Origin of the sequence: Massilia sp. KIM (assembly GCF_002007115.1) — a bacterium.
GTDB lineage: Bacteria > Pseudomonadota > Gammaproteobacteria > Burkholderiales > Burkholderiaceae_D > Telluria.
Map to the genome: position 1 here is coordinate 1,348,246 of NZ_MVAD01000001.1, position 13,481 is coordinate 1,361,726.

Annotated in this window: 10 protein-coding genes; 5 read left to right on the forward strand and 5 right to left on the reverse strand. The window is 71.3% G+C overall.

Features of this window, described 5'->3' with window-relative positions; all coding sequences use genetic code 11:
- Window positions 1-68 precede the first annotated feature (68 nt).
- The 3 genes from B0920_RS05815 to B0920_RS05825 are packed head-to-tail and all read left to right on the forward strand — an operon-like array spanning window position 69 to window position 3,551.
- The gene (locus B0920_RS05815) at window positions 69-1,121 is read left to right on the forward strand and encodes a hypothetical protein (protein ID WP_078031601.1); all 1,053 of its coding nucleotides are present in this window, start codon (window positions 69-71) and stop codon (window positions 1,119-1,121) included.
- Window positions 1,114-2,322 carry a cation:proton antiporter gene (locus B0920_RS05820; protein WP_078031602.1) on the forward strand — a complete coding sequence of 403 codons (1,209 nt, stop codon included), beginning with the start codon at window positions 1,114-1,116 and terminating at the stop codon, window positions 2,320-2,322. The genes B0920_RS05815 and B0920_RS05820 overlap by 8 nt, the downstream gene beginning before the upstream one ends.
- A complete protein-coding gene (locus B0920_RS05825) occupies window positions 2,319-3,551 on the forward strand; it encodes a YbdK family carboxylate-amine ligase (RefSeq protein WP_078031603.1) in 1,233 nt (410 codons plus the stop codon). The genes B0920_RS05820 and B0920_RS05825 overlap by 4 nt, the downstream gene beginning before the upstream one ends.
- Before the next feature lie 9 nt (window positions 3,552-3,560).
- On the opposite strand, the gene B0920_RS05830 is transcribed toward B0920_RS05825, so the two are convergent.
- Window positions 3,561-4,064 carry a MarR family winged helix-turn-helix transcriptional regulator gene (locus B0920_RS05830; protein ID WP_078031604.1) on the reverse strand — a complete coding sequence of 168 codons (504 nt, stop codon included), beginning with the start codon at window positions 4,062-4,064 and terminating at the stop codon, window positions 3,561-3,563.
- A gap of 243 nt (window positions 4,065-4,307) precedes the next feature.
- On the opposite strand from B0920_RS05830, the gene B0920_RS05835 reads away from it, so the two are divergent.
- A complete protein-coding gene (locus B0920_RS05835) occupies window positions 4,308-7,028 on the forward strand; it encodes an EAL domain-containing protein (protein WP_229455202.1) in 2,721 nt (906 codons plus the stop codon).
- 100 nt (window positions 7,029-7,128) lie between these two features.
- Entirely contained in the window at window positions 7,129-9,558 is a 2,430-nt protein-coding gene (locus B0920_RS05840; protein WP_078031606.1) for a penicillin-binding protein 1A, read from the forward strand.
- 2 nt (window positions 9,559-9,560) lie between these two features.
- Here B0920_RS05840 and B0920_RS05845 read toward each other — a convergent pair whose 3' ends face one another.
- The 4 genes from B0920_RS05845 to B0920_RS05860 all read right to left on the reverse strand — a co-directional run bounded on the left by B0920_RS05845 (window position 9,561) and on the right by B0920_RS05860 (window position 13,386).
- Window positions 9,561-10,100 carry a M23 family metallopeptidase gene (locus B0920_RS05845; RefSeq protein ID WP_078031607.1) on the reverse strand — a complete coding sequence of 180 codons (540 nt, stop codon included), beginning with the start codon at window positions 10,098-10,100 and terminating at the stop codon, window positions 9,561-9,563.
- Window positions 10,101-10,188: 88 nt separating this feature from the next.
- Window positions 10,189-12,036, reverse strand: coding sequence for an ATP-binding protein (locus B0920_RS05850; protein ID WP_143745659.1), 1,848 nt, complete (start codon window positions 12,034-12,036; stop codon window positions 10,189-10,191).
- A gap of 121 nt (window positions 12,037-12,157) precedes the next feature.
- Window positions 12,158-12,901 (reverse strand): anti-sigma factor, encoded by a 744-nt coding sequence (locus B0920_RS05855; protein WP_143745660.1) that lies wholly within the window; start codon window positions 12,899-12,901, stop codon window positions 12,158-12,160.
- Window positions 12,898-13,386 carry an RNA polymerase sigma factor gene (locus B0920_RS05860; RefSeq protein ID WP_078031610.1) on the reverse strand — a complete coding sequence of 163 codons (489 nt, stop codon included), beginning with the start codon at window positions 13,384-13,386 and terminating at the stop codon, window positions 12,898-12,900. The genes B0920_RS05855 and B0920_RS05860 overlap by 4 nt, the downstream gene beginning before the upstream one ends.
- Window positions 13,387-13,481 lie beyond the last annotated feature (95 nt).

Consider the following 13,481-nt stretch of genomic DNA (forward strand, 5'->3'; position numbering starts at 1 on the left):
CTTGCGCCTGCCGGACCACCGCGCGAGCTGGCCTTCATGCGCCGCCCGCGCGACCCACCGGAGGGACCATGATCCTCGCTTTGTCCGACCACCGGGCGTCCTCGGGCGCCGTCAGGTGGACCCTGCTGGCCGCCATGCTCGCGTTTTCCCTGCCGCCGGCCCAGGCCGCCCAGTCTTCCAGGAAGGCCGCGCCGCCCGAGCCCCTGGCCGACTTCTCCGCCCTGAGCGGTTCCCGCGCGCGCGCCTGCACGGCGGCGCCCGAACCCGGCACCGCCGTGCTGGGCGAACCGAGCCTGCGCCGCTGCGCCTGGAGCGAGCGCATCGAAATGCTTTACTGGGACAGCATCCCGAATGCCGGCGCCAGTTGCCTGCCGCCCCAGGCGCCCGCCTGGCTGCGCCTGGCCGGCGCCGCGCGCGCCTACGCCACGCCCTGGCACGCGGCATGGTCGGGGCAGAGCCTGTCGTCCACCAGCGGCGGCGAACACCGCGTCGCGGCGCTGTGGCGGCGCGCCGACGGCCAGTGGTCGGCGGTCGTGTGGCGCTGGGTCCCATCGCCCAAGCTGGACACCCGCAACTGGCAGGCGGCGCGCTGGAAGAAGCTTTCCGACGCCGCCGAGAAGCTCCAGGCCAGCAATCCGACCCCGCGCGCGACCCCGCTGATGGCGGCCTGGCTGGCCAGTTCCAGCGGCAAGGCGCGCATGGTCGACGGCGAGGACTGGCGCTGGGCCAGCAACGGCGCCTGCCTCGGCCTGCGCACCGCCGGCATCGGCCAGGCCAGCCTGCACCTGCCGCATTCGCGCGACGACGCCCGGCTCGAGCAGCGCAGCGCGATGCAGGTGCTGCTGGCGCGCCGCTATCCGGCCGCCGAATGGCTGCGTCCCTTCACCCTGCTCGAACCGGCGGAGAGCGGCGCCCGCAGCGGCGCCAAGTTCCTCGCGGTCTGGAAGGAGGAGGCGAGCCTGTATGGCCAACTGTGGATCCCGCTGCGCGGCGAAGGCGGCATCGTGCGCGCCCGCATCAGCACCGCGGCGCCGCCCGGCGAGGCGGTCAAGGCGCGCGCCGGCCTGCTCGAACGCGAGCTGACCGCGCTGGCCCACGCCTGGGAGGCGCAGAATGAATGAGGACCTGTCGACGCCGCTGTGGCTGTTCTCGCCGCTGGCGGTGCTGGGCGGCGGCCTGATGCTGGCCCTGGTCATCGGCCTGAGCCTGCAGCGCCTGCGCGTGCCCAAGCTGTACGGCGCGGTGCTGGCCGGCCTGCTGCTGGGCGCGACCGGCGGCGGCCTGATCGACCGCCCGCTGCTGACCCAGTTCCAGGAAGTGCTGAATGCCGCCGCCGCCCTGGTGCTGTTCGAGGTGGGCCGCAAGACCGACCTGGCCTGGCTGCTGCGCAGCGGACGCCAGGGCGCCAGCCTGCTGGTGGCGACCCTGGCCTGCTTCGTCGCGGTCACCGCCACCCTGGCCCTGTTCGGGCTGCCCTGGGGCGCGGCCTTCTTCATCGGCTCCATCCTGATCGCCGTGAACCCGGTGATCGTGAGCTCCATGGTGGCCGACGAAAACGCCAGCGGCACCGGCACCTACGCGGTCGCCAACATGGTGGGCCTGAGCAGCCTGGTGGCCTTGCTGCTGCTGGCGCTGACCCTGGCCTGGACCCGCAGCCACGGGGTCGACGCCCACGGCGATTTCGGCGAGGAGCTGCTGCGCCAGGGCGGCAAGCTGGTGCTGGGCGCGCTGATCGCGCTCTTTTCCTACGGCGTCTACGCCGCCGCGACCCGCCTGTGCAAGGCGCCCGCCACCATGCGTCCCGGCCTGCTGCTGGCGGCCCTGCTGATCGACCTCGGCCTGTGCTCGGTGTCGGCGGCCAGCGCGCTGCTGTCGCTGCTGCTGATGGGCGTCCTGCTGCGCAACGCCGAAAAGCGCGACAACGTGTTCCAGGCCCAGCTCAAGACCGCCCAGGACATCGGCTACGTGCTGCTGTTCCTGATGTCGGCCGCCCTGGTCGACCTCCGCCAGCTTGGCCAGGGCTGGATCCTGGGCGCGGCGCTGGCGGTGTTCGGGGTGCGCATCCTGGCCATGCGCCTGGCCCTGTGGCCGGCCACGGCCTGGGACAGGCGCAAGAAGCACGCCATGGCCTTGTCGCTGTGCTCGCTCGTGAGCTACGGCGGGCTGGTGGTCGACACCACCCTCAACGCCTACACCGGCCTGGACCAGGTGTCGAGCGAGCTCATGGGGGCCCTGCTGGCCCTGAACGTCCTGCTGGCGCCGGGGCTGACCTGGCTCGGCCTGCGCATGGCGGGCGAAACCTACCGTGGAGGGGAACGATGAGCGACCTCTTGATCAACGATGCGCCGGCGCCGGGGACGGGCGCGGGCGCGGACGCCCAGGCCTTGGCCAATTCGGGGCAGGGGCCGGCCTTCCTGCCGGACTTCAAGGATTCCACCGTGGGCACCATGGGCATCGAGCTCGAACTGATGGTGCTGGACCGGCTCACCTACGACCTGTTCCCGGCCGCGCCCGACATCCTGCGGGTGCTGGACAAGCACGACAAGCCATGGGTGCATACGCCCGAGATCACCACCTCGATGCTGGAGGTGGCGACCTCGATCCTGTCTTCCTTCGACGAGGCCGAGCGGCAGCTCGAGCACATCCGCGCCACCGTGCAGCATGCGGCCTTCGAGGTCGGCGCGGCGATCGCGGGCGGCGGCGCCCATCCTTTCCAGAAGTGGAACGAGCAGCGCATCTACCCCAAGGAGCGCTATTTCGCGTCCGAGCGCAAGTTCGGCTACCTGGCCAAGCTGTTCACCGTGTTCGGCATGCACGTGCACGTGGGCGCCGGCAGCGCCGACGAGGCGATCCGCCTGTGCGCCTGGCTGACCCAGCGCGCGCCCCTCTTCATCGCGCTGTCGGCGAACTCGCCCTGCTGGCAGGGCGAGGTCTCCGGTTTCTGCAGCTCGCGCAGCAACGTGGTCGGGGCGTTTCCGATGAGCGGCATCCTGCCGTCCGAGATCCGCAGCTGGGAAGGTTTTCGCGCCCACTTCGACCGCCTGGCCGGCTTCGGGATCGTCAACAGCATCAAGGACTTCTACTGGGACGTGCGGCCCAAGCCGGAGTACGGGACCATCGAGCTGCGCGTGCTCGACACCCCGCTCAAGCCGGTGTACGCGGCGGCGCTGGCGGTCTACGCGCGCGAACTGTGCCTGGAATGGGCCGGCCAGCCGGGCCGCTGGCCCGCCGAAGACAGCCGCGAACTCTACATCTGGAACCGCTTCAACGCGGCGCGCGACGGCGTCGAGGCCAGCTGGATCGATCCCGAGACCGGCACGCCGGTGCCGGCCGCCCAGGCGATCCGCGCCGACCTCGAACGGCTGGCGCGGCGCTCGACCGATCCGGACTTCGGCAAGGCCTGCGCCGTGATCGAGGAATTGCTGCGCGACGGCGGGCAGGCGCGCTGGCTGCGCCGCCACCTGGAGCGCGGCGGCGGCATGAACGACCTGGCGCGCATGGCCAGCGAGATCTTCGAAGCGCCCCCGGGCGAGCCGGCGCCGACCGCCTAGGCTTCCGGGCTACACCTGCTGGGCCAGCGGCACCTGGGCCGCGCCGTCTTCGGCGTCCAGGGCCGCGATCAGGCGCCCGAGATCCTGTTCCAGGCGCTGCAGGGTCGGCTCGTCCAGTCCGGCGAGGGCCGCGGGCAGCACGCCGGCGAAGGGCTGGGGCGCGCGCGCCAGCACCTCGCGCCCGGCGGGCAGCAGGCGCAGGGCCACGTTGCGCCGGTCGGCGCCCTCGCGTTCGGCCGAGACCAGTCCGCGCTCGACCAGTCCGCGCACCAGGTTGCTGGCGGTCGACTGGTGCACGTCGAGCGCGCGCGCCAGGGCGCTGGCGCCGATGCCGGGCGCGCGCTCGATCGCGGCCAGCGCCCACAGTTGGGCGCCGCCGACGCCGGCCTCGTGCTCGACCTGGCGGAAGTGGGTCTTGACGGCGTTGAAGATGATGCGGAACTGGCGCAGCACGCGTTGGGCGCCCGGATCCCCGGCCCCGGACGCCGGGGAAGATGTATTGTCGGGAAGCATCTTGCGATCATAATGGAAAGCGGCGCCGGGCGTCAGCGCCGGGCCCCTCCTTGCCGCCGCACTGTTGCCCCGATCTGACAGGCAGGCGGCGGCCGGGCGTGCTTGCTGGCTCGTAACGTCTCGCCGAGCCGGTCTGTTATGCGCTAGCATCGGACCATGCGCAGCACGCCGACGACCCCCTCGCCGCGGCAGACTGGCGCATTATCGCGCGCGGCAATGGCCACCTTCGCGCTTGGAATCGCATTGACGCTGGTCCTGTGCGCGGGGCTGCGGCAAGTCGCGTCCGAGCAGACCCAGGCCGACTTCAGCCAACGCGCGTCGGTGCGCGCGGTCGCCGTCACTCGTGCCTTCGACGAGGCGCTGGAAGCCCTGCGCGCGGTGAATCTGCTGTTCCGGGTGGCGAACCCGGTCAGCCGCGAGCAGTTCGACGCCTTCGCCCAGCCGCTGGTGCGCCGTCACGGCTACCTGCAGGCGCTGGTCTACCAGCGCTTCGTGGGCGCCGGCGAGCGCGCCGCCTTCGAGCGCGAGCGCGCGCTGGCCTGGCCCGGATTCGCGATCCGCGAGCGCCGCCCCGGTGGCTTGGTCACCGCGGCGCCGCGCGAGCGCTACCTGGTCAACGACTACGTCGCCCCGATCGTCGGCAACGAGATCGTGTACGGCTACGATGCCTGGTCCAACCCCGAGCAGCGTAGCCCCATCCAGCGCGCGATCGACAGCGGCGAGCCGGTCGCCAGCCCCCTCCTGCCGCTGCTGCAGGGGGACGGCCGGCGTAGCGGCATCCTGATCGCGCTGCCGGTCTACCGCCCGGGAGAAGCGCTGGACGGCGTCGCCGCGCGGCGCCGCGCGGTGCTCGGATTGACCGCCGTGGTGATCGACGTGCCGCTGCTGGTCGGCGGCAGCCTGGGCGCGAGCCGCCTGCTCGACGACCCGGATTTCGCGCTGAGCATTTATGCCAATACCTCCGATGGCCGCCGCGCGCCCGTATTCCGGCACGGCGAGGCGGCGCGCGAGCCCGCCTGGTGGGGCGCGCTGACCGGGGGCGGGGTGCGCCGCATGCACCGCGAATTCGCGGTCGCCGGCGGCCGCTGGGACCTGGTGGTGGAACGCCGGCCCGAGGGCCTGGACGCCCACCTGGCCGAGCTGGCGACCCTGGTCTTCGGCCTGGTCCTGAGCCTGGCAATCGCCGCCCTGGTGCAGCAGCGCAGCGCGCGCACCCGCCGCATCGAGGCCTTGGTCGAACAGCGCACCTCGGCGCTGGAACTGGCGACCGGCGCGCTGCGCCTGTATCACCGCGCGATGGAGGCGGGCGCCAATCCCATCCTCCTGGTGAGCGCGCTGCGGCCCGGCTATCCGATCGAATACGCCAATCCCGCCTGCGCTCGCACCTGGGGTTATGCGGTCGAGGAGCTGGCCGGCGTGCCGCTCGTGCAGTTGGCCGGGGACCAGGCCGACGAGCCGGCCATGGCCGAGCTGCGCCAGGCGCTGCGCGAGGGGCGCGAGGCCCATGTGCTGCTGCGCCAGCTGCGGCGCGACGGCAGCGAACTGGTGACCGAGGTCTACGTGGCGCCGGTGCTGCGCCCGGACGGGGTCACCGAGCATTTCGTGGTCACCGTCTACGACGTCACCACCGCCAAGCGCTACGAGGCCGAGCTCGAGCACCGCTCGCAGTACGACACCCTCACCGGGCTGGCCAACCGCGCGCTGCTGGCCGACCGCATCGAACGCGCCATCGGCGCCGCCGGCGGCCGGCCGGTATGGACGGTGGCGCTCGACATCGACCACTTCAAGCTGATCAACGACACCCTGGGCCGGCGCGCCGGCGACGATGCCTTGCGCGTGGTGGCCGGGCGCATCGCGCGCGTGATGCGGCCCGTCGACACCGCGGCCCGGGTCGGCGGCGACGACTTCATGCTGGTGCTGTGCGGCTGCAGCGACGAGCGCCAGGCGGCGGCGCGGGTGCAGGCGGTGCGCGAGGCGGTGTCCGAGCCGCTGCCGCTGGACGGCCAGAACCTGGTGCTCGGCTGCACCGCCGGGGTGGCCGGCTATCCGCTCGACGGCGAGGACGCCGAGACCCTGGTCAAGCATGCCGAGATCGCGATGTACCGGGCCAAGGAGACCGGGCGCAACGGGGTGCAGTTCTACGCCCCGCACATGAACGCGCGCGCGATCGACCGCCTGGCGCTCGAAGGGGCGCTGCGGCGCGCGCTGCGCGAAGACCAGTTCGAGCTGCACTTCCAGCCCCAGGTCGACCTGGCCAGCGGCTTCGTGGTCGGCACCGAGGCCCTGATCCGCTGGCGCCATCCCCAGCTCGGCACGGTATGGCCGGACCGCTTCATCGCCCTGGCCGAAGAGACCGGCCTGATCGTGCCGATCGGGGCCTGGGTGCTGCGCAGCGCCTGCCGCCAGAATCAGCGCTGGCGCCACGCCGGCATGGGCCCCTTGCGGGTGGCGGTCAACCTGTCGGCGCGCCAGTTCGCGGAGCCCGACCTGCTCGAGACCGTGGCCAGGGTGCTGGAGGAGACCGGGCTGCCGGCCGAATCGCTGGAGATCGAGCTCACCGAGAGCATGATGATGGCCGACGTCGAGGCCGCGATCGAGACCATGCGCTGCCTCAAGCGCATGGGCGTCAAGCTCTCGATCGACGATTTCGGCACCGGCTATTCCAGCCTGTCCTATCTGAAGCGCCTGCCGGTGGACGTGCTCAAGATCGACCGCTCCTTCGTCCAGGACATCGTCTCCAGCCCGGACAGCGCGGCGATGGTGGACGCCATCATCGCGCTGGCCCACGGCCTGCGCATGCAGGTGATCGCCGAGGGCGTCGAGACCCTGGAGCAGCTCGAGCACCTGCGCAACTCCGGCTGCGACGAGGTCCAGGGCTATGTCTACTGCCGTCCGCAGCCGGTGAAGGCGGTCGAGCCGCTGCTGCGCGCCGGACGGGTCAAGCCGGCGCCGGTCGACGCTTGAGACGGCGCGCCGCGGCGGGCGTGCGCTGGCGTACCGAGGCGGCGGCGCTGTCGGCTATACTTGACCCGAGGCGCATGGGCGCAGGCAAGGATCAGCATCAGTGGACGAGAACGAGAACAAGGACCATCCGGTAAAACGTCATGGCAGGCGGCTGGCGGCGGGCGCCGCCCGCCACGCCCAGGCCGGGGTGAGGAGGGCGCGCGAGCGCCTGCGCGACCGTCCGCGCAGGGAGCAGGCGGCCCTGGTCGGCCTGTGGTCGGCGGCGGCCCTGCTGATGGCCTTCTTCCTGTACCTGGTGGCCCTGATTCCGCTCACGCCCGGCATCGAAGACCTGAACCAGGCGCGCACCGCCCGCCCCAGCAAGATCCTCTCGCTCGACGGCAAGGAGCTCGGCACCTTCGAGCAGGGCCTGCAGGAGCGCGTCAAGCTGTCGCAGATCTCGCCCAACGTGATCAAGGCCCTGATCTCGACCGAGGACCACCGCTTCTACGAGCACCACGGGGTCGACTTCACCCGCATCGCGGGCGCGCTGTGGGCGACCCTCAAGGGCGACGCCCAGGGCGGCTCCACCATCACCCAGCAGCTGGCGCGCAACATGTTCCCCGAGGAGATCGGGCGGGCGCGCAGCGTCAACCGCAAGATGAAGGAGCTGATCACCGCGATCAAGATCGAGAACACCTACAGCAAGACCGAGATCCTGGAAGCCTACCTGAACACCGTGCCCTTCCTCTACAACGCCTACGGCATCGAGATGGCGGCGCGCACCTATTTTGGCAAACCGGCCGCGCGCCTGGACGTGCTGGAGGCGGCGACCCTGGTCGGGATGTTGAAGGGGACCCACTACTACAATCCGGTGGCCAACCCGGAGCGCTCGCTCAAGCGGCGCAACGTGGTGCTGTCCCAGATGCAGAAGCACGGCGCCTTCAGCGAGGCGCGCTACCGCCAGCTGGCCAAGCGTCCACTGCGCCTGCGCTTCGAGCGCCTGGCCGACCGCAGCGGCCGCGACAACCACTTCACCGCCTACGTGCGGCGCTGGCTGCAGGACTGGGCCGACGAGAACGACTACAACCTCCAGCTCGACGGCCTGGTGATCGAGACCACCCTCGACCCGGCCCTGCAGCAGGCGGCCGAGCGCGCGGTCGAGCGCCAGTCCGCCGCCCTGCAGGCCATCGCCGACGTCGAATGGGCCCAGCCCTCGCTGGTGCGCTCGACCTCGACCGGCATGTACCAGTCGATGCGCGGCGAGGTCAACCCCTTCGCTTATTACTGGAGTTCGCACGCGCGCGAGCTGGACGCCTTCGTGCGCGAGAGCGGCGAATACCGGCGCGCGGTGGAGGACGGCGAGGCCCCGGCCGCGGCCCTCAAGCGCCTCAAGGGCGACCGCGACTTCCTGAGCGGCCTGAAGGCCGCCAAGGCCCGGCTCGAAGCCGGTTTCGTCGCCATCGACCCGAGCAACGGCGAAGTGCGCGCCTGGGTCGGCAGCCGCGATTTCGAGAAGGACCAGTTCGACCACGTGGCCCAGGCCCTGCGCCAGCCCGGCTCGACCTTCAAGCCCATCGTGTACGCCGCGGCGCTGGAACGCGGCATCCCGCCCGACCAGACCTACCGCGACGTGGTGCAGGACATCAAGGTGGGGGGCACGGTCTGGCGGCCCACCGACATGTCGGGCAACAGCGGCCGCAGCATGACCCTGCGCGACGGCCTGGTGTATTCGAAGAACACCATCACCGCCCAGGTGATGCAGGAGGTCGGCCTGCCGCCCATCGTGCGACTGGCCCAGGGCATGGGCATCCGCCAGAGCAAGCTGTCGGCCGTGCCCTCGCTGGCCCTGGGCACCAGCCCGGTGACCCTGCTCGAAATGGTCAGCACCTACGCCACCATCGCGGCCCAGGGCGAATACCGTAAGCCGGTGTTCGTGCGCCGCATCCTCGACCGCGACGGCAAGGTGGTGGCCGATTTCGGCGCCGGCATCCCCGAGCGCGCGCTGTCTCAGGAGTCGGCCGTGACCCTGATCGACATGATGCGCGGCGTGGTCACGCGCGGCACCGGCGGCGGGGTGCGCTACCGCTTCGGCCTCTACGGCGACATCGCGGGCAAGACCGGCACCACCCAGAACAACACCGACGGCTGGTTCATCCTGATGCACCCGAACCTGGTGGCGGGGGCCTGGGTGGGCTTCAACGACAACCGCGTGACGATCCGCAGCACCTACTGGGGCCAGGGCGGGCACAACGCGGCCCTGCTGGTGGGCGACTTCTTCCGCGCCGCCCTCGACGGCGGCAAGATCGACCCCCAGGCCCTGTTCCCGGGCGGCCGCAAGCCCGAGCCGCCGCGCTACCAGGAGGAAGAGGAGGTGCCGGAAGAGGAGTTCGAGGAAGTGCAGGGCGACGCGGTCGAGGTCTCGGTGCCGCCGGAAGGCCTCGAACCGGCGGCGCCGGAAGAGGAAGAACCGGTCGAGGCGCCGGAACCCGAACCGGTGGAAATCACGCCGCCGGTGCAGGTCCAGGGCGCGCCGCCGGACGAAGCCTGAACTCAGCGGGCCGCCGCCCGCGGCGCGTCCGGCCGCAGCCGGGGGTAGGGATTGACGGCGCCGCCGGCCCGGTAGATCCCGTAGTGCAGGTGGGGCGGCGTGCCCTTGGCGTTGCCGCTGTCCCCCACATAGCCCAGCACCCGCCCGGCGCCGATCCGCATACCGGCGCGCACGTCGGCATAGCCGTCCAGGTGGGCGTAGTAATGCCGCTCGCCGCCCGGCCCCAGCACCCAGACCACCAGACCGCCCAGGCGGTTGCTGCCGACCCGTAATACGATGCCTTCGGTGCTCGACAGCACCGGCGTGCCGCGCCTGGCGAAGATGTCGATGCCCTCGTGCTTGCGGCCGCCGCCGCGCGGACCGTGCCAGGTATCGCGCAGGGCTTTCGGGCGCACCCCCTGAACTGGCACCGGCAGCTCAGCGGGCGCGGGCAGGGAGGCCAGGCGCATGGCGTAGCTCAGGTGCCGCAGCCAGGGTTCGAGCAGGGCGGCGCCGAGAATGAGTATGACGGCCAGCAACAAACTGCGCAGGAAGGTCCGCATGGCAAGTCCGTGAGGGAGCGATCCTGAACAGATAGGGGCGTTCGTCCGGATTCCTAGTCTGCCCCGGGTCTGGCCCGGGGATGCGGGGTCAAGCGGCGTTCGCAGCCGGCTCGGCGTCCGTGCCCTTGGCGGCGCCGGCGTCGAGGGCGCCGGCGAGGGGGAAGCTCACCGTGAACCGACTTCCCTGTCCGTGGCCGGCGCTTTCCACCTGCACCGCGCCGCCGTGCAGGGCCGCAAGTTGCTTTACAAGGGCCAGGCCCAGCCCCAGGCCACCCTGGGCGCGGTCGATGCTGGTCGGCCCCTGCACCAGCACGTCGAAGATCACCGGCAGCAGCTCGGGCGCGATGCCCACGCCGGTATCGCTGACCTCGACCAGGGCGCGCCCATCCTGGCTGCGCCCGCGTACCGTGATGTGGCCGCCGGCCGGGGTGTACTTGATGGCGTTGTGGAGCAGGTTGTCGACGATCTGCTCGATGCGGGTGCGGTCGCCGTCGATCCATGCTTCCTCGACCTCCACCGTCCAGTGGTGATTGCCGGCGTCGACCAGCTTTTTGGCCTCGCAGCAGCCGCGCAGCACGTCGGCCAGGTCCACCCTTGCGTGCTGGAGCACGATCTTGCCGGACAGGATGCGCTGCACGTCGAGCAGGTCGTCGACGATGCGGGTCAGGTGGCGCATCTGGCGCCGGCTGATCTCGCGCGCATTGTGGGCGATCTCGGGCTTGAGCGCCGGCATTTCCAGCACCGCCATCGCGCCCGCGATCGCAGCCAGCGGATTGCGCAGCTCGTGGCCCAGCATGGCAAGGAAGTTGTCCTTGGCCCGGCTCTGGCCCTCGGCCATGCGGCGCGCATGCTGTTCGCTCAGCAGCAATTGCTCGCGTTCTTCCTGCAGGGCCTGGCGCACCGCGCTTTCGTGGGCCAGGGCCTCGCTGGTGTGGTGCAGGCCGGTGAGCAGGGCGTCGACTTCCTCGACCCGGGTCGGCTCCGGGCGCGGCAGGGCGCGCCGTCCGAGCGAACGGGCGGCCGCCGCGGCGTCGCGCAGCGCCGTTTCAAGCTTGTTGCCGAGGAAAATCGCCACCGCAAGGGCAAGGCCCATCAGCAGCATCAGGGCCATCGCGGCGTACAGGGTCGCGGTGCGGGCGGCGGCCTCGATCTGGGCCACCGGGACGCCGATCACCACGGTCCAGTTGCTGCTCCTGGAGCGTGTGAACACGCCGTAGACCTCGGCGCCGTCGTGGGTGGTGTGGCGGAACACGCCGCTGTTGCTGGCGCGGGTGGCGGCCAGGAAGTCGGGCCGCATCGGCTTGCCCACCGTGCTATGGGCGTGGCGGTTGCGCACAATGGTGGTGCCGGCGGCGTCGAAGATGCCGACCACCCAGTCCGGACCCATGTTGTCGTGGTTCAGGATGCGCTCGAAGTAGCGCACGTCGAAGATCTGGCTGATGATGTAGTGCTTGCCGGGCGTGACCGGCGCGGCCACGTCGACCGAGACGGTCGGGCGCTGGGCCAGGGTGCCGATGAAGTAACCAGACACGCGGGTGCCGCTCGCCGGCGTGACCCCCTGGGCCCACTTGCCGGGCGCGGCCGGGAGAGGGGCGCCGAAAGGCACCAGGGTATTGAACAGGGCGCGCCCGTCCTGGTCGGCGAGCATGGTCCAGGACCAGGGATGGGAGGCATTGATCGCGCTGGCCCAGCGGTGCATGCGCGCGAAATCGCTGGTGCGCAGGCTCTCGGATTGGGCCATGCCGCGCAGCGAGGCTTCGGCGGCGGCGATTTCACGGTCGATCTGGAAGGACTTGGCGCGCGCCATCTCGCGCACGCTGTTGATGCGCGACTCGCGCTCCCACTCCAGCAGCATGGACAGCCCGATCCAGAAGGCGAGCGCCACTGGAAGCAGGATGGCGGCCGCCATCAGGAGCAGGTAAGTGCGTGTTTTCATCCGTCGTCGTCCCAGGTACGTCGCAGCGCCGGTTCTGTCGCCGGCATCGGCCATTGTACTGGCAACAGGAATTTTCTTGGCGGATATTTATCGTAAATTTAACGTTTTCACCCAGGATGGATTAGCGCTTTGTCACCGCTTCCGGACGCCAGCCCCGGGCGCGCGCCGCTTCCTCGGCGGCGGGGTCGAGGGGCGCGCCGGCGATGCGCGCGTCGATCGCGTCTAGCACCGCGGGCGGCAGCGCGCTGCCGGCCTGGCGATAGCCGCCCTCCGGCTGCGCGCTGGCCTCGGCCAGCACCGGGATGCGCCAGACCTCGCCCTCGCGGCAGGCCAGTCCGGCCGACTGGCCGACGACGAAACCGCGGCAATACGCGCCGTCGCGGCTGGCGAAGCTGAGGGCGACGCGCACGCCGCCGCTCGCTTCGGCGCCGGTCTGGCGGTCGAGGGCGGCGGCCAGTTCGCCATGCGCGCTCAGGCGGCCGTCTTCGCCGGCGATGCTTGGGAGGTCGGCGCCGGGCCCGGCCTTGCCGAGCAGGATGCCGACCACCAGGGTGGCGGCCAGCGCCCCCCACTCGGGCCAGGACCAGCGGGGCCGCGGCTTCGGCGCCTCTTGGACCTGGCGCGCACGGGCGCCACGCAGGGGCAGCACGCGCGCCGAGGGCGGCGCGGGACGCAGGCGCTCGGGCACCGGTTCGTCGAGCACCCCGGCGAAGGCGTCGGCGATGTCCTGGCGCAGGGCGCGGTGGCGCGCGACGGCGGCGGCCACCTCGGGGTCCTCGCGCATGGCCTGCTCGACCGCCGCGCGCTCGGCCGGCGCGAGTTCGCCGTCCGCGTAGGCCATCAGGATTTCATCGGAAAAACTCATCGTGTCCTCGCAGTGTCGTCGCTCAATAGCTGTTGCAGGGCCTCGCGGGCGCGCGCGAGCCGGCTGGTGAGGGTGCCGACCGGGATCTCGAGCACCTCGGCGGCCTCCTTGTAGGGCAGGCCGTCGACCAGCACCAGGCCGACCACCAGCCGGTGCTCCTCGGACAGCAGGCTGATCGCCTTGCGGATCGCGAGCTGCTGCTGGTGGGCCCCGGCGCGCTCGTCGCCGACGTGCTCGCCTTCCTCCTCGGGCGCGAACAGTTCGTCGCGCCGGGCGCGGCTGCGGACCTCGTCGATCCAGGCGTTGCGGATGATCCGGAACAGCCAGCTGTCCAGTCGGGTGCCCGGCTCCCATTGTTCGCTGCGGGCGAGCGCGCGCTCCATCGCGATCTGTACCAGGTCGTCCGCGTCCTCGCGGTGATAGGTGAGTGCGCGCGCGAAGCGGCGCATGCGGGGCAGCAGGGCGGCAATATCGTTGGCGAGCATAGGTGGTCCATATGAGGAGAACGAGCGGCGCGGGGATTTTCTTCCCTGTCCCGTTCGTTTATCCAGTATCGGACGCAATCATATATGATCCTGGC